This window comes from Catenuloplanes nepalensis (assembly GCF_030811575.1).
Taxonomy (GTDB): Bacteria; Actinomycetota; Actinomycetes; order Mycobacteriales; family Micromonosporaceae; genus Catenuloplanes; species Catenuloplanes nepalensis.
Genome location: NZ_JAUSRA010000001.1, coordinates 7647360 through 7662930, shown reverse-complemented (window position 1 = coordinate 7662930; position 15571 = coordinate 7647360). Strand labels below are relative to the sequence as shown.

Here is a 15571-nt window from a genome sequence, read left to right as displayed (position 1 = left end):
CACGGCACGGATCTTTCGGGAAGGCGTCACATGTGGAACATACGACGCTCCATCGTGGAGCGCACCGAGCCGGCCTCGGCGGTGCCGGGCCACCGGCGGCCGTTCGTTCCTGAGTGGAGGATCGAGCCCGCGCGCGAGAAGCCGCCCGGCAGAGCCACCATCCGCGGCCGGGTGGCCCGCCTGCTCCTGGTGCCGCTCGCCGCGATCCTGCTGCTCCTCGGCGACCTGGTGATCAAGGAGATCGACGAGTACGCGGCCGCGGACGGCGCCACCGCCACCACCGAACTCGCCATGTCCGCCCAAAGCCTGTCGCACCAGCTGCAGCTGGAGCGCGATCTGACCGCACTGGTGCTGGCCGGCGGTGTGCGATGGCGCGGTGACCTGGCCGGGCAGCGGCTTCGGGTGGACACCGCGCGGACCGCGCTGAGCGGCCTCCGGGACGCCGAGGGCCCCGGCCCGGAGGCGGTCTACACGACCGTCGCGCAGCTGGAGGAACTGGGCCGGCTGCGGGTGGAGGTGGACACCGGGCGGGTCGGACGGCAGTCGGCCGTGCAGTCGTACACCGACCGGATCGCGGCGCTGAACCGGCTGGACATCGGGCTGGACGCGCCTTTCCCGGACCCCGACCCGGAGCTGCGCCGGGGCCTCGCCGCGATGCAGGCGCTCTCCGACGCGAAGGAGGCCACCTCCGCCGCCCGTGGCCTGCTCGGCGCCGCCTACGTGCGCGGCCTGTTCGAGGACGGTGAGCGGGCCCGGCTCGCCGCGCTGTTCGCCGTGCGCCGGGTCGCGCTCGCCGACGCCGGCCGGTACGTCTCCGCGCCGGTCCGGGATCGGCTGGAGCGCGCGATCACCGGCGCGGACGCGGACGCGGCCGCGGAGCAGGCCGTGACCGACGGTTCGCCGAAGGGCGACACGGACGGCTGGCTGCGCGTGACAACCGCGCTGCTCGACGAGCTGTCCACCGCACAGTCGCTGGTCGCGGACGGCATCCGGGCCCGCACCGACGATCTGCGCGAGGAGGCGACGGTCGACCTCGCCGGGCTCGGCGCGGTGATCCTGCTGGCGCTGATCGGCGCGCTGCTGCTCGGCCGGTCCGCCGCCACCGGCATCACCCGGCCGCTGGCCCGCCTGGTCAGCGAGGCGGACTCCGCCGCGGCCCGGCGCCTGCCCGCGGCGGTGGCCCGGTTGCAGGACGGCACCGGCACGGAACCGCCGCCACCGGTGGTGGTGGCGGGCAACGCCGGCGCCGAGATCCGGTCAGTGGCGGACGCGCTGAACCGCTTGCAGTCCTCCGCGTACGCGCTGGCCGCCGAGCAGGCCGTGCTGCGCCGCAACACCACCGACTCGATGGCGAACCTGGGCCGCCGCAACCAGAATCTGCTCCGCCGCCAGCTCAGCTTCATCACCCAGCTGGAACGCGAGGAGACAGACCCGGCCGGCCTGGCGAACCTGTTCGAGCTCGACCACCTGGCCACGCGCATGCGCCGCAACGCGGAGAGCCTGCTGGTGCTGGTCGGCGAGGCGACGCCGCGGAGCTGGTCCCGGTCGCTGCCGATGTCGGACGTGCTGCGCGCCGCGATCGCGGAGGTCGAGGACTACCGGCGGGTGTCGCTGCGCCGGATCGACGACGCGTTCACGGCCGGCGCGTACGTGGCCGACCTGGCCCACATGATCGCGGAGCTGGTGGAGAACGGGCTGACGTTCTCACCGCCGGACTTCGACGTGGAGGTGCACGGCCGGTGGGTGGACGACGGGTCGTACCTGATCGCGATCGTCGACCAGGGCGTCGGCATGAGCGCGGAGGAGCTGGCCCGGGCGAACGCGCGCCTGGCCGGCACGGAGTCGTTCACGGTCGCGCCGACGAAGTTCCTCGGCCACTACGTGGTCGGTCACCTGGCCGCGAAGCTCGGCGTGCGGGTGGAGATCTGCCAGTCGCCGGTGACCGGCACGACCGCGCGGGTGCGGCTCCCGGCCCGGCTGCTCACGCCCGGCCCGGAGACACCGGCCGCGACCACGTACTCGATCGAGGCGCTGGAGGTGCCGCCGCCCGCTCCGGACGCCGCCGTCACCGAGAACGGACTGGTCAAGCGGGTCCGCCGAGCGCAGCGGGCCGCGGTGCCGGTCGCGCGCACCGCGGACGAACGGCCGGTGCCGGCCGACATCGGCGCCACCATGACGGCGCTACGGCGCGGCATGCGCCTGGGCGCCTCCTCCACCATCCGACCTGAAGAGAACGGAAATCTGCGATGAGCATCGGTGCCGGGCCGGACACCACGGCGCACCGCTTCAACTGGCTGGTCAGCAACTTCGTCCGAGGTACGGCCGGCGTCCGCGACGCCGTCGCGGTCTCCTCCGACGGCATGCTGATCGCCACCTCGGCCGGCCTGGCCCGCGCCGAGGCCGACCACCTCGCCGCGATCGTGTCCGGGCTGACCAGCCTGGCCCGCAGCGCGTCCCGCCGCTACGAGTTCGCCGGCCTCAAACTGATCATGATCGAGATGACGTCCGGCTTCCTGATCGTCTCCGCGTTCGGCGGCGGTACCTGCCTCGGCGTGCTGGCGGACGGGGGCGCGGACGTGGCGCTGATCGGTTACGAGATCGCGCTGCTCGGCGAGCGCGTCGGCGACCTGCTCACCCCGGCCCTGATCGCGGAGTCGCGGCGGGTGCTGCCGGCATGAACCCCGACGACTCGCAGCCGCGGGTGCCGGACCCGCGGATGGTCCCGCCGTGGGAACGCCCGGCCGAACCGCTGCCCCGCCGGTCCGCGGGCGCGCTCGGGCCGCCGGACGGCCGGCCCGCCGAGGACGACGTGATCCGGCCGTTCCTGCTGACCGGCGGCCGGACCCGGCCGCTGCGCGACGGGCTGCGGCTGGAGACGCAGATGCGGGCGTCACCGGCCGCGCTCTCCGCGCCGCTGCGATTCGAGCTGCGGCAGATCGTCCGGTTCTGCCAGGAGCCGTGCGCGCTGGCGGACGTCGCCACCCACCTGGGTGTGCCGGTCGGCGTGGCCCGGGTGCTGGTCGCGGACCTCGCGTCGGACGGTTACCTGACCGTGCTGGAGCCGGTGGAGCACCCCTCCGAACTGCCCATCGAACTGATCGAGAGGATCGTCGACCGTGTCCGTGCCCTCTAGCGCGGCGACCGCACCGGTGGTCGTGAAGATCGTGATCAGCGGCGGCTTCGGGGTGGGCAAGACCACCTTCGTGAGCGCCATCTCCGAGATCGAGCCGCTGCTCACCGAGGCGGACATGACCGAGGTCTCGCGCGGCGTGGACGACGTACACGCAGTGGCCGGCAAGACCACCACCACGGTCGCGCTCGACTTCGGCCGCATCCACCTGGACGCGTCGCTGATGCTCTACCTGTTCGGCACGCCGGGCCAGGACCGGTTCTCGTTCCTCTGGGACGACCTGGTCGACGGCGCGCTCGGCGCGGTGGTGCTGGTCGACACGCGCCGGATCGAGGACAGCTATCCCGCGGTCGACTACTTCGAGGACCTGGGCCTGCCGTTCCTGCTCGCGGTCAACCCGTTCGACGACGCGCCCCGGTTCGCGATCCCGGAGGTCCGGGAAGCGCTCGGAGTCGGGCCGGAGGTGCCGATAGCGGAGTGCGACGCCCGCTCACGCGGTGCGGTGAAGGGCACGCTGGTCGCGCTGATGGAGCAGGTGCTGAGCCGGCGGCTGCGCGCGATGGCCGGCCACGCCGGTGCGTGAGTGAACGGCGACGATTGGCTCACACATCGGGATCGGCTGGTGGTGTTCCGGAAACGTGGTCGTAAACTCGACCGCAGTACAACTGAATACCTCATCCAGAGGGGCTGAGGGATACGGCCCGACGACGCCCCGGCAACCACCTTCCACGTGCTCGATGACGAGCCGCCGGAGGGCAGGTGCCAATTCCGTCCCCGTCACACGGTGTGGCGATGGGAAAGATGAGAGGACACCTCCTCATGACGTCTGCCGTCAGCCCTGCCCGCGCCCTCGTCTGTCGCGGTTGCGGCGCCGAGTTCCCGCTCGCCGCGCAGCACGCCTGTTACGAGTGTTTCGGCCCGCTCGAGGTCGCCTACGACGCCGACCTGCTGAAGCAGGTCACCCGTGAGCAGATCGAGGCCGGCCCCGACAACATCTGGCGGTACGCCGCTCTCCTGCCCGCGGGCCAGGACCCGGCCGACCGGATCACGCTGAACCCGGGCATGACGCCGCTGATCTCCGCGCCCGCGCTCGCCGCGGAGCTGGGCATGACCGGCGCGCTCTGGATCAAGGACGACTCCGCGAACCCGACGCACTCGTTCAAGGACCGGGTCGTCTCGGTCGCTCTGTCCGCCGCTCGCGGACTGGGTTTCACCCGGTTCGCCTGCGCGTCCACCGGCAACCTGGCCAACTCCGTCGCCGCCCACGCCGCGCGTGCCGGTGTGCCGTCGATCGTCTTCATCCCCGCCGACCTGGAGCAGGGCAAGATCATCACCACCGCGGTGTACGGCGGGGAGCTGGTCGCGATCGAGGGCTCGTACGACGACGTGAACCGGCTGTGCAGCGAGCTGGTCGAGACGGACGAGTTCGAGGACACCGCGTTCGTGAACGTCAACGTCCGGCCGTACTACGCGGAGGGCTCGAAGACGCTCGGCTACGAGGTGGCGGAGCAGCTCGGCTGGCGCATCCCGGAGCAGGTCGTGATCCCGATGGCCAGCGGCGAGCTGCTCACCAAGGTGGACAAGGCGTTCTCCGAGCTTGTCGAGATCGGCCTGGTCGAGGCGCCGGAAGGCGGCTGGACCGTGTTCGGCGCCCAGTCGGCCGGCTGCAACCCGATCGCGGTGGCGCTGCACGAGGAGACGGACGAGATCCGCCCGGTGCGCCCGACCGGTATCGCGAAATCGCTGAACATCGGCGACCCGGCGGCCGGCCTCTACGCGCTGGAGGCGGTCCGCCGCACCGGCGGCTGGATGGACTACGCGGACGACGACGAGATCCGCGACGCGATCCGGCTGCTGGCGCGCACCACCGGCGTCTTCGCCGAGACCGCGGGCGGCGTGACCACGGCGGTGCTGGCCAAGCTGGTCAAGTCCGGCAAGCTCGACCCGTCGAAGGAGACGGTCGTCTACAACACCGGCGAGGGCTTGAAGACGATGGACGCCGTGGCTAACCTCGTGGGGCCGACGCACACCGTCAAGCCCTCGTTGCGTTCCGCACGCGAAGCGGGCCTGCTGGCATAGCACGCGAAGCGGGCCTGAAGCGGGCCTGCCCGGCTGGGTGATCACCCTCCGGGGTGGAGGTCGAGGCTGTCCGTAGCGGAATGTCTTGACGTGATCCTTGCAACAACGCAAAATGCTCCGTGCGGGGAGACGCAACGCCGTAAGAGTTGCGGATCCTGAGCTTGGCGACAATCTCTTCCGCCGACTCGACGACCCAGTGCCGATCGTTCATCGAGGTGCTGTGCGCGCGTCTCCCCGACCAAAATTCGCTCGCCCGCGCGCGGGCCCGCGTGCACTCTGCACGGCATGAGCCTGAGCATCGTCACCCTCGACCCTGCCGACGACGCGGAGTGCGGGGAGGCGGCGGCGATCATGCGGCTCGCCTCCCTGGCCGAGACGCCGGACATGCCCGCCCTCAGCCCTCGGCGATACATGGCCCGGTTCCGCAACCCGCAGCTCGGCGAGCGGCGGATCGGCTTCCTCGCCCGGGAGGACGGCGTGGCCGCCGGCGCCGGCCTGCTGATCCTCCCGGACGAGCAGAACCGTGACGCCGCGATGATCGAGCTGCACGTGCTGCCGGAGCGACGACGCCGGGGCATCGGCCGCGCACTGCACGATCACCTGACCGGGATCATCCGCGCCGAGGACCGCACCACGGTGCTGGCGAACACGTCGGAGTCGCTGCCCGGCGGCCCGGTGCGCCCGGGCGACGGCTCCGCGTTCGCGGCGGCGCTGGGCTACCGGCGGGCCTCAACCGCGCACGGCCAGGCGCTGGACCTGCGGGAGGTGCCGGCCGAGCGACTCCTCGCCGGGACCGCGCCGCACACCGGCGGTTACTCGCCGGTGGTCTGGTCCGGCGACGTGCCCGAGGCCGACGTGGACGACATCGCCTACCTCAACGCGCGTCTCCTGCAGGACGCGCCGACCGGCGACATCGAGTGGGAGGCGGAGAAACCGGACCCGTCGGTGATCCGCAACTACGAGCGCACGTACCGCGACAAGGGCTCCACGCTCTTCCACGCGGCCATGCGCGACGACACGACCGGCCGCCTCGTCGCGTGGACCCTGATCGAACAGCTGGACGACCCGTCCTCGTGGGGCTGGCAGCAGATCACGCTCGTCGATCCGGCCCACCGCGGCCACCGGCTGGGCCTCGCCGTCAAAATCCACAACCATCTGCAGGTACGGGCGAAAGCCCCCGAACTCCACCACGTCCACACGTGGAACTCGGCCGCGAACCACCACATGATCGCGATCAACGAGGCGCTCGGCTTCCGCCCCTCCGGCGCCACCATCGACTGGCAAACCCGACTTTAGCCACCAGAACCTCCAGCCGCCGGACCCAGCTTTCAGCCGCAGGTTCACCTCCAGCCCGCCAGGACCGAAGATCAAGAGCCGGAAGGGCATTTTCCCGCTTCCGGCGTGGTCACGTTCCGAGTGCTCCCGCGGGCACCGGTCGTCGCTGGCGCTCCTCCCTGCAAGCCGGGTCAGTGGCTGAGAAGACCCACGCGACCCCACCAAGGGGCCGTGCCCCGGCAACCCGCGATCAGGGCGTCCCTCATATCGCTAGAGCGACAGGGGGATGCCCTGATCACGAATGGGGACGCGTGTCCCCGGCGCGGACATAACGCGCGTGGCAGCGACGTGACCAGCGGCGGAAGCCGCGTTCTCCCCCGGCCACCCGCCCGTCCGGCTGCGATGCTGCGGGGCGGAAGTCGTGTGCTCTCCCCGGCCACCCGCGTGGCCGGCTGCGATGCTGCGGGCGGAAGTCGTGTGCTCTCCCCGGCCACCCGCCCGGCCGGCTGCGACGCCGCGTGCGGAGCGGAGCGCTAGCGGAGTCGGAGCACTCGGCGGGCTTTGCCCGCGGGAGCACTCGGAGAGCGGCCACGCCGGAAGCGGGAAGACGTCCTTCCGCTTCTGGTTCGTCGCTTCTCAGGTGTGGCTCTGCTCCTCAGGTGTGGCTCTTTCTCGTCGATGTGACGCCTGTTGCCGTCGTCGGGAGGGGTGTCACGTGCGGGGTGGGCTGGGCGCGGTGCTGGCGGTTCTGCTGTCGATGGTCTTCCTGCCGGTGCCGGCGTCGGCCGCGCCCGCGGAAGCCGCGGCCGCCAAGCGGAAGCCGCTCTCCTACCGGGTCTTCGCCACCCGTGAGGGCCTGGTCGGCGGCGTCACCGCGAACGGGCACGTGATCGTGGAGCGGGACCACTTCGTGGCGCTGCCGTCCCGGCTCGGGCTCTCCTCGCTCGGCGGCGGGGAGCGCTCGGTGCGGGTCTGCGCCGGCAACGGGCGCTGCGCGTACGCGCCGGTCTGGGACGTCGGCCCGTGGAACACCACCGACGACTACTGGAACGCGCCGCGCCGGACGTGGGCCGGTCTGGAGCGTGGACGCCCGCAGGCGCAGGCCGCCTACGAGACCGGCTACAACGGTGGCCGCGACGAGTTCGCCCGCGACGTGCTCAACCCGGCCGGCATCGACCTCGCCGACGGCGTGTTCTGGGACGCGCTGCGGCTGACCGACAACTCCTGGGTCAGCGTGGACTTCCTGTGGACCGGCGGTGCCCGGCAGGGCACGGTCGTCACGGGTGGCGGCGGCCCGGTGCGGCTGCGCGCGGCCGCGAGCGGCACCTCGGCCGAGATCGGCATGGCCGGTGAGCGCGCCCAGCTGCCGATCCAGTGTCAGAAGCGTGGGCAGAAGGTGGCCGGCACGGTCCGGACCACGAACCTGTGGGACCGGGTGGCGCCGGGGACGTACGTGTCGCACGCCTACGTCGCGGTGCCGTCCGGCTTTTCGGTCCGGCGCTGTTGACGGCTCATCCGCGCGGCCCACGGCCGTAGCGGCGTCTCCCGGTAGCGCCCGGCGATCAGCCCGGCCCGCCGCTCGAACCAGTTCCGTGAGCCGTACGACCTGGTCAGCAGGTACGACCAGCCGCAGGCCAGCCAGTAGGCGGGGAAGAAGAGCGGGCCGAGCCCGGCGTACTGCGCGACGTGCCGGGTCTCGTGCCAGAGCAGCTCGGCCTGGTCCGGGTGCAGCATCCACTCCGGCGGGCGCCGGGTCAGCACCACGCTGCCGACCGTGAACGTGCGGCGCAGCGCGGGACGGCGGCAGTCGCCCGCGATCAGCACGCCGCCCGGTCCGCGGCGGATCCGGGCGCGGGCGGCCACCGCGATCAGCAGGCCCGCCAGCGTGGTGCCGTTGATCGCGGTCAGCGCCGTCCGGCCCGCATGTCTCGGCCGCATGCGATCATCCTGCTGCTCACTCTTAGTAATAGCCATGTGTCTGTCCGGAGTTCTGCTTTTTCTGCGCCATTCTCCGTCAGGCGGGCCGTCGCATTTGGAGTTCGGTCAGGCCGGGGATCGTGGGGTGCGGCACGCGCACGCCGGTGTCCCGGAAACCGAGCCGTTCGTAGGCTCGGACCGCGCGGTCGTTGCCGTTCACCACCTCCAGCATCAGCTCCGGCCGCCGCTCGTCACGCGACCACCGCGCCACCGCCTCGATCAGGTCTCCGACCAGGCCCGTTCCGCGCAGGCGTGGGGTCACGTAGACCGCGAATATGACGGTCACCCGGCGGTCCGCGGCGAGCACGATGCCGCCCGCGTGGCCCACGAACCGTCCGTCCTCGACGGCCACGAACTGCGCGGCCAGGCCGGATCGGATGTTGTGTGCGATCTGCGCCCGGAAATCCTCGTGCGGCCGGGCCGCGGCTTCCGCCACCGTTTCCAGGAATGCGAGCGGAGAATCGGCGAGCATTTCCAGTCGCAGTGCCCGCATTCGCGCGGCGTCGGGGACCCGCACGCGTGCGATCGTGCGGGGTTCGGGGTGGCGTACCGGGGCAATGGTGCTGGTCATGTAGCTCTGCCTACCCGGAAGCGGGTGATCGGGCAACCGGTATCGACGAGAACGGGCCGTCCGGGGTCGTCTCATCGGTGACACGGCAACGATCACCATCAGTAGCCATGGACAGAAGCTTCGCGTCCATGGTGTCCGTTTTAGGGTAGTGCACGGTCGGTGTCGCTCGTGTAGCGTGCGGTTCGGCCGCAGTGTTTCGAGGACCCAGACGGACCCGGATCAGGCGGCCCCGGATGAGCAGTTGCTTAAGCCGGGGGGTTGGCGCAACCAGCACCATAGAAGTGAGGAAGTGCACCGTGGCACAGGGCACCGTCAAGTGGTTCAACAGCGAAAAGGGCTACGGTTTCATCGCGGTTGACGGGGGGCAGGACGTCTTCGTCCACTTCTCCGCGATCGAGATGGACGGCTACAAGGCGTTGGACGACGGGCAGCGCGTGGAGTTCGAGATCGCGCAGGGTCAGAAGGGTCCGCAGGCGGAGAAGGTCCGGGTCATCGCCTGATTCGCCGGCGTCGGCCCGGGGTCGGGTCGATCCCCTACATCTCCCATTCGGGGCGTCGCTCCTCACGTCGGTGAGGCGGCGCCCTGGTCACGTGTAGGGCTACGGTTCTCACCGCGTCAAGAAGTAGACGACTATCGAAGTCTTAGTCGGCTTTCGCTATTGCGCGACCGAACCGTTGGCAGAACCGTTGGCTGCATCTGGCAGCTATTCCGCAGGGCAGCGGTCCGGTGGGTTGCCCGTCAATCGGGTGCCCCTTTCAGTGGGTCATCTCGCATCGCGCCGAACGGGCCGGCCTAGTGGTTCTTACGATCGTCACTGCAACTTTGAACGCCATCGGCCAATCGCCGATCGGATCGCCCTCGATCGCCCCTCGTGACGACCGCCGCCGCCGGCGCCGGTGTTGTTCGTCGTGATTCCCGCGATCGGGCAATCCGCGCGGATCACACCCCTTCGCGGTGGTCCCGCGATGGCTCGTCCCGGGTCCCGGCACGTGACTGCGGCGGGCCGGGCTCACCCGTCGCCCGTCACCCGTCCGGTGGCCGGCGAACCCCTCCGCCCGCACCCGTCACGCCCGCGGGACCACCGGCCGTGCTTGCACTCGCATGGGGAGAGTGCTAAAAAAGGTTCTGGCACTCGCTGATGGCGAGTGCCAACAGGTCGGGACGGTGGGGTCACGTCCGAGCGGGGTGCCGTGAGGTGCGCCGCGAGGGCAGGACCGGTCGTCGCGGGCTTATCCGGCCCGGCCGACGGCGACGTCCGCGATCGCGTGACGTCGTTCGAAGGTGCGTCAGCAGGCGGCAGCCGGCGGGAACAGTCCGGGTGCCGTGAGCGTCCAGGAGGACAACGCCGTATGGCCAAGATTATCGCTTTCGACGAGGAGGCGCGCCGCGGACTCGAGCGAGGCATGAACACCCTCGCCGACGCCGTCAAGGTGACGCTGGGCCCGAAGGGCCGCAACGTGGTGCTCGAGAAGAAGTGGGGTGCCCCCACCATCACCAACGATGGTGTGAGCATCGCCAAGGAGATCGAGCTCGAGGACCCCTACGAGAAGATCGGCGCTGAGCTGGTCAAGGAGGTCGCGAAGAAGACGGACGACGTGGCCGGTGACGGCACGACGACCGCGACCGTCCTGGCGCAGGCGCTGGTCCGCGAGGGCCTCCGCAACGTCGCCGCCGGTGCGAACCCGCTGGGCCTCAAGCGGGGCATCGAGGCCGCTGTCACGAGTGTCTCCGAGGCCCTGAGCCAGCTGGCGAAGGACGTCGAGACCAAGGAGCAGATCGCCTCCACCGCCTCCATCTCCGCCGGTGACAGCACCGTCGGCGAGATCATCGCCGAGGCGATGGACAAGGTCGGCAAGGAAGGCGTCATCACCGTCGAGGAGAGCAACACCTTCGGCCTCGAGCTCGAGCTCACCGAGGGCATGCGCTTCGACAAGGGCTACATCTCGCCCTACTTCTGGACCGACGCGGAGCGGATGGAGGCCGTCCTCGACGACCCCTACATCCTCATCGCGAACAGCAAGATCTCCGCGGTCAAGGACCTGCTCCCGATCCTGGAGAAGGTCATGCAGTCGGGCAAGCCGCTGCTGATCATCGCCGAGGACGTCGAGGGCGAGGCCCTGGCCACCCTGATCGTCAACAAGGTGCGCGGCACCTTCAAGTCCGTCGCCGTCAAGGCGCCGGGCTTCGGCGACCGCCGCAAGGCCATGCTGACCGACATCGCGATCCTCACCGGCGGCCAGACCGTCTCCGAGGAGCTGGGCCTCAAGCTGGAGGGTGTCGGCCTCGACATGCTCGGCCGCGCCCGCAAGGTGCAGGTCACCAAGGACGAGACCACCATCGTCGACGGTGCCGGTGACGCCGACCAGATCAACGGCCGGGTCGCCCAGATCCGCGCCGAGATCGAGAAGTCGGACTCCGACTACGACCGCGAGAAGCTGCAGGAGCGCCTGGCCAAGCTGGCCGGCGGTGTTGCGGTCATCAAGGTCGGCGCGGCCACCGAGGTCGAGCTCAAGGAGCGCAAGCACCGCATCGAGGACGCCGTTCGCAACGCGAAGGCGGCCGTCGAGGAGGGCATCGTGCCCGGTGGTGGCGTCGCCCTGGTGCAGGCCGGCAAGACCGCGTTCGACAAGCTGGACCTCGTCGGCGACGAGGCCACCGGTGCGAACATCGTGAAGGTCGCGCTGGACGCCCCGCTGCGCCAGATCGCCGTCAACGCCGGCCTCGAGGGCGGCGTCGTGGTGGAGAAGGTGCGCAACCTGGAGGCCGGCCACGGCCTCAACGCCGCCACCGGTGAGTACGTCGACCTGCTCAAGGCCGGCATCATCGACCCGGCGAAGGTCACGCGTTCGGCGCTGCAGAACGCGGCCTCGATCGCGGCCCTGTTCCTCACCACCGAGGCCGTGGTGGCGGACAAGCCGGAGAAGACCCCGGCCCCGGCCGGCGCCCCCGACGGCGGAGGCATGGACTTCTGAGTCCACCCTGCACTACCGGAGCGGGCGGGTCGCATCGGCGACCCGCCCGTTTGGCTGTGCGGCAACGTTCGCGAGCGTCTATCTTGCGAAAAATGTCCGTTTAGCGTGAAAGTCTGAGGTTTCGGGGCCGGCATCCGCGACCTCTGCGGGCCGGCCCAAGCCGAAACCCGCAGAGGACCGACATGCGCAACGAAGGCAAGGAACCCACCGCCGACGGCCCCGTGCCGGACGACGGCAGTACCTACACCTCCGCGGCAGCGCGCCGTCCACACCGGCAGAAGCAGCAGATGATCGCCGGAGCCGCCGGCGTGCTCGCCGTCCTGGGCGTGGGCGGCGTCATCGCCGTGTCTCGAGGAGACGACAAGCCCGTCACCATGCCGACCGCGGAGGCCGGCCCACCAGCGTCACTTCCGGACGCCTCCGCCGGCGCGACGCCCGCCCGCACCTCCGCCGGGGCGACGCCCGCCCTTCCCGCTTCCGGCGCCGCATCCGGGAACTCGGCCGAGCCGGCGCCGCCGCAGACCACGACCTCCCCGGACGTGACGAAACGAGAGCCGGACACGGGGAGAGGCCCGCTGCCGAAGCCGACTAAGACGTACCGGCCGCTGTCCAAGCGGAGCGTCGTCAAGGACTCGGACGTGAAGATCGACGAGACGGTGTCCGGCGACGGGCGCCAGCGGATGAAGGTCGTCTCCGCTGCCGCGGACCTGACCGGCTACCGCGAACTCGGCTGGGTAACCGAGGTGCGCAAGCGTGTCGGTGAGGCCGAGTGCACCCAGACCATCCGCCTCAGCCCGGACGCACCGCCGCGCGAGCGCCCGACGCTGCTGATCTGCTGGCGGGTCAGCGCGGCCAGGAGCGTGTACACGGTCGCGGTCGACATGAAAGGCCGGCCGTCGGAGAAGGGGAGCGTCGAGCTGTTGGAGAAGGCGTGGCGGAAGCTCGGCTGACCGGGCGACGACGGAGCCGGCCGCGGATATCGCGGCCGGCTTCCACACGCAGCGAAGCGGCGCCCGGGGAATCCCCGGGCGCCGCCTCAGTACGTCGGTGCTGCTGTCAGGTCGATCAGTACTCGGACACCGTGAAGGTGGAGCCGCTGGTGATCTTCGACTGCGTCACGCCGGCGACCGCTGCCGCGTTACCCACGATGCCGCTGCTGACGACCGTCACGGTGTACGTGCCCTCCGGCACCTCCTGACCCGTGGGGGTCAGCGAGTTGGTGGTCGGGTCGATGCTGTCCGTGAGGTCCAGCGTGCACAGGAGTTCCAGATCGCTGATCACCACAACGGAGGTGCACTCCTGCACCTGCCCGACCTTCTTGATGCCGCTGGCGGCCCCGGTCTCCTCCGGGTCGTAGGCGGTCGCCGCGCCGATACCGCCGCGAATCAGGTAGACGTGCGGGGCCGCGGCGTTGCCCGTGCCGAAGGTGCCGATCGACTCGAATCCGGCGCCGAGGATGTCCAGCGTCAGGTCGCTCCGGGTGTTCGGCGCGGTGTTCGGCGTGATGGTGATGCCGAACGAGTACTCGTACACGCCGCCTTGCTTCGTGCCCGAGTCGGTCTTCACCGTGACGGCCAGTCCGGTGCCGGCACTACGCGCGGTGGTGGTTCCGGTGAAGGTGAGGCCGTCGTTCGCGACGACGATGTTCTCGATCGGAGCGCCACCGATGGAGGCGGTGAGGCCCTGGGTGAAGCCGACGCCGGTGACGAGGATCGGGCTGCCGCCCTGCGCCGGCCCGCTCGGCGGGTCGATGGAGGTCACGGTGAGTGCGGGGCCCACCCGGTAGGCGGCGGTACCGATCAGCGGGCCGGAGGTGCTGCGGTAGAGGCAGACCTGCCACTCACTGGTGGCACCGTCCGCGGACGTGTAGACCACGCTGGCCGGGACCTTGATGGCGGCCTTGACGTTCGAGATCCGGGTCGGCAGACCGTTCGAGGCGAACGGGCCGGTCACCGCCGTGGTCGAGTACGTGGCGGTGCAGTCGTCCGCCTTGGTGAACGTAGCCGCCGGGGTGGTCACGCCGAACAGGAAGTTGCCCTCGGTGGTGGACGAGGCCGTGATGGTCCCGCCGCCGCCGGTGGGACCGGCGTCGGGCGTGAGGGTGATCGTGGGCAGCGTCGGCGTGAACTGCGCGTTGCCGGTGGCGATCAGGGAGCTGCTGGCGCTCGCGGTGTTGTAGACACAGATCCGGTACGAGCTCGGGAACAGCACGGCGTTCGGCACGGTGACCGTCAGCACGTCGTCCGTCTTCGACGCTGCCGTCGTCGCGGTGCCGGCCGTGGGCGCACCGTACGTGTCCGGGCAGGTGAGCGCGTTCGCGAAGACCACGCCCGGGTTGGTGCCGGCGAAGAGGCCACCGGTCGCCGTGACGGTGATCTGGGCGCCGGACGCGTTCTTGGCGCTCGTCGGGCTGACCGTGACCGTGGGCAGCGTCGGCGTGTAGGCCGCGCTGCCGACCGCGGCCACCACGCTGCCGCTGAGAGAACCGTCGTAGATGCACACGTTGTACGGGCCCGGAACGACGACCCCGGACGGCACCGTGATGGTGACCACGTCGGCCGTCTTCGTCATCGACGCGACGTTCGCCGCCGTGGGAGTGCCGTACGTCGACGGGCACGCGACGGTGGAGAAGACCACACCCGGCGCCGTGATGCTGCCGAAGGCTCCGGTCAACGTGGCGGTGATGACGTTGCCGCCACCGTTCTTGCCGCTCGTCGAGCTCAGTGTCGCCTGCGGGTACAGGGGCGCGTAGGGGTCGTTACCGACCCCGATCAGCGCGCTCGTGGCGGTGGTGCCGTTGTAGAGGCACGCCTTGTACGTGGCCGGCGCGGCAAGCGAGGTGGGGACGGTGAGCGTGGCGACGTTCGCCGAGGTCTTCGAGAGCGTGGTGACGGCGGTGCTGCCGGCCCCGACGGTGTAGGTGGTCGGGCATGCGCCTGACGCCGGCGTGACGAAGGTCGCCCCCAGTGTCGTTCCGGTGCCGATGAGGTTGGTCTCGGTGAGGGTGACCGTGTTGCCACCACCCGCCGGGCCGGTGGCGGGATCGATGGCCGCCGGGATGAAGGTGCGGTACGGCGAGGTCGTGACGTTGCCGATCAGCGGGGCGGTGGAGGAGATCGTGCCGGTGGTAACGCCGTAGATGCAGATGCGCCAGGTGTTCGGCGTCGTGCCGAGAGCGGGCGTCGTGATGGACAGCACGCTGTCCGAGGTCTTCGTGGCGGTGGCCTTCACGTTGGTCGCGGTGACCCCGCCGAACGCGGCCGGGCAGGCGACCGCCGTGTTGAAGCGAACCTCGGTGTTCGCGATGGTGACGTCTTTGACGAAGTCCGTCGCGGTGGCGGTGATCACGGTGCCACCGCCGACGGGCCCGGTGTAGTTGGAGAGGGTGAGCGCCAGGTTAGCCGCGAACGCGGGTGGCGCCATGGCAACCAGGACGGCGGTTACCGTGCCTGTTGCGATGCCGGCTTGAAGCAGCCGGCGGCCGATCGATGGCTGGGACTTGCGCATGCGTGGGTCCTCCTACGGTCATTACGAACCGCATAGTTCGGCTGTGGTCTTGGCCCGCG

Annotated in this window: 13 protein-coding genes and 1 riboswitch; of the genes, 10 read left to right on the top strand and 3 right to left on the bottom strand. The window is 70.6% G+C overall.

The window, feature by feature from the left end; all coding sequences use genetic code 11:
* Window positions 1–30: 30 nt before the first annotated feature.
* The 7 genes from J2S43_RS33120 (at window position 31) to J2S43_RS33090 (ending at window position 7991) form a co-directional block, all read left to right on the top strand.
* Entirely contained in the window at window positions 31–2250 is a 2220-nt protein-coding gene (locus tag J2S43_RS33120; RefSeq protein ID WP_306835860.1) for a sensor histidine kinase, read from the top strand.
* A complete protein-coding gene (locus tag J2S43_RS33115) occupies window positions 2247–2678 on the top strand; it encodes a roadblock/LC7 domain-containing protein (RefSeq protein ID WP_306835858.1) in 432 nt (143 codons plus the stop codon). Before J2S43_RS33120 ends, J2S43_RS33115 begins: the two co-directional genes overlap by 4 nt.
* Window positions 2675–3133, top strand: coding sequence for a DUF742 domain-containing protein (locus J2S43_RS33110; RefSeq protein ID WP_306835857.1), 459 nt, complete (start codon window positions 2675–2677; stop codon window positions 3131–3133). The genes J2S43_RS33115 and J2S43_RS33110 overlap by 4 nt, the downstream gene beginning before the upstream one ends.
* The gene (locus J2S43_RS33105; protein ID WP_306835855.1) at window positions 3117–3713 is read left to right on the top strand and encodes a GTP-binding protein; all 597 of its coding nucleotides are present in this window, start codon (window positions 3117–3119) and stop codon (window positions 3711–3713) included. The genes J2S43_RS33110 and J2S43_RS33105 overlap by 17 nt, the downstream gene beginning before the upstream one ends.
* Before the next feature lie 88 nt (window positions 3714–3801).
* A riboswitch (SAM riboswitch) is annotated at window positions 3802–3938 on the top strand.
* Window positions 3939–3949: 11 nt separating this feature from the next.
* Entirely contained in the window at window positions 3950–5209 is a 1260-nt protein-coding gene (gene thrC / locus J2S43_RS33100) for a threonine synthase (protein ID WP_306835853.1), read from the top strand.
* A 285-nt stretch (window positions 5210–5494) separates the two neighbouring features.
* Window positions 5495–6505: a GNAT family N-acetyltransferase gene (locus J2S43_RS33095; RefSeq protein ID WP_306835850.1), complete on the top strand. Its 1011-nt coding sequence runs from the start codon at window positions 5495–5497 to the stop codon at window positions 6503–6505.
* Between the two features lie 694 nt (window positions 6506–7199).
* Window positions 7200–7991: a DUF8814 domain-containing protein gene (locus tag J2S43_RS33090; protein WP_306835848.1), complete on the top strand. Its 792-nt coding sequence runs from the start codon at window positions 7200–7202 to the stop codon at window positions 7989–7991.
* Here J2S43_RS33090 and J2S43_RS33085 read toward each other — a convergent pair.
* Both J2S43_RS33085 and J2S43_RS33080 read right to left on the bottom strand, forming a co-directional pair.
* Window positions 7949–8422: a hypothetical protein gene (locus J2S43_RS33085; protein WP_306835847.1), complete on the bottom strand. Its 474-nt coding sequence runs from the start codon at window positions 8420–8422 to the stop codon at window positions 7949–7951. The two genes, J2S43_RS33090 and J2S43_RS33085, sit on opposite strands and share 43 nt — an antisense overlap.
* Window positions 8423–8498: 76 nt before the next feature.
* Window positions 8499–9032, bottom strand: coding sequence for a GNAT family N-acetyltransferase (locus J2S43_RS33080; RefSeq protein ID WP_306835846.1), 534 nt, complete (start codon window positions 9030–9032; stop codon window positions 8499–8501).
* A gap of 296 nt (window positions 9033–9328) precedes the next feature.
* Between J2S43_RS33080 and J2S43_RS33075 the strand changes: the two genes are divergently transcribed.
* The 3 genes from J2S43_RS33075 (at window position 9329) to J2S43_RS33065 (ending at window position 12955) form a co-directional block, all read left to right on the top strand.
* A complete protein-coding gene (locus J2S43_RS33075; RefSeq protein WP_033342363.1) occupies window positions 9329–9532 on the top strand; it encodes a cold-shock protein in 204 nt (67 codons plus the stop codon).
* Between the two features lie 850 nt (window positions 9533–10382).
* A complete protein-coding gene (groL, locus tag J2S43_RS33070) occupies window positions 10383–12005 on the top strand; it encodes a chaperonin GroEL (RefSeq protein WP_306835837.1) in 1623 nt (540 codons plus the stop codon).
* A gap of 182 nt (window positions 12006–12187) precedes the next feature.
* A complete protein-coding gene (locus tag J2S43_RS33065) occupies window positions 12188–12955 on the top strand; it encodes a hypothetical protein (RefSeq protein ID WP_306835835.1) in 768 nt (255 codons plus the stop codon).
* A gap of 115 nt (window positions 12956–13070) precedes the next feature.
* Here the strand turns inward: J2S43_RS33065 and J2S43_RS33060 are convergent, their stop codons facing one another.
* Window positions 13071–15428, bottom strand: coding sequence for an IPT/TIG domain-containing protein (locus tag J2S43_RS33060; protein WP_306835833.1), 2358 nt, complete (start codon window positions 15426–15428; stop codon window positions 13071–13073).
* Between the last annotated feature and the right edge of the window lie 143 nt (window positions 15429–15571).

Bases quoted from the DNA above. Each gene is read 5' to 3' on its own strand.
- J2S43_RS33120 (WP_306835860.1), top strand. From the start codon at position 31: ATGTGGAACATACGACGCTCCATCGTGGAGCGCACCGAGCCGGCCTCG.
- J2S43_RS33115 (WP_306835858.1), top strand. From the start codon at position 2,247: ATGAGCATCGGTGCCGGGCCGGACACCACGGCGCACCGCTTCAACTGG.
- J2S43_RS33110 (WP_306835857.1), top strand. From the start codon at position 2,675: ATGAACCCCGACGACTCGCAGCCGCGGGTGCCGGACCCGCGGATGGTC.
- thrC (WP_306835853.1), top strand. From the start codon at position 3,950: ATGACGTCTGCCGTCAGCCCTGCCCGCGCCCTCGTCTGTCGCGGTTGC.
- J2S43_RS33095 (WP_306835850.1), top strand. From the start codon at position 5,495: ATGAGCCTGAGCATCGTCACCCTCGACCCTGCCGACGACGCGGAGTGC.
- J2S43_RS33085 (WP_306835847.1), bottom strand. From the start codon at position 8,422: ATGCGGCCGAGACATGCGGGCCGGACGGCGCTGACCGCGATCAACGGC.
- J2S43_RS33080 (WP_306835846.1), bottom strand. From the start codon at position 9,032: ATGACCAGCACCATTGCCCCGGTACGCCACCCCGAACCCCGCACGATC.
- groL (WP_306835837.1), top strand. From the start codon at position 10,383: ATGGCCAAGATTATCGCTTTCGACGAGGAGGCGCGCCGCGGACTCGAG.
- J2S43_RS33065 (WP_306835835.1), top strand. From the start codon at position 12,188: ATGCGCAACGAAGGCAAGGAACCCACCGCCGACGGCCCCGTGCCGGAC.
- J2S43_RS33060 (WP_306835833.1), bottom strand. From the start codon at position 15,428: ATGGCGCCACCCGCGTTCGCGGCTAACCTGGCGCTCACCCTCTCCAAC.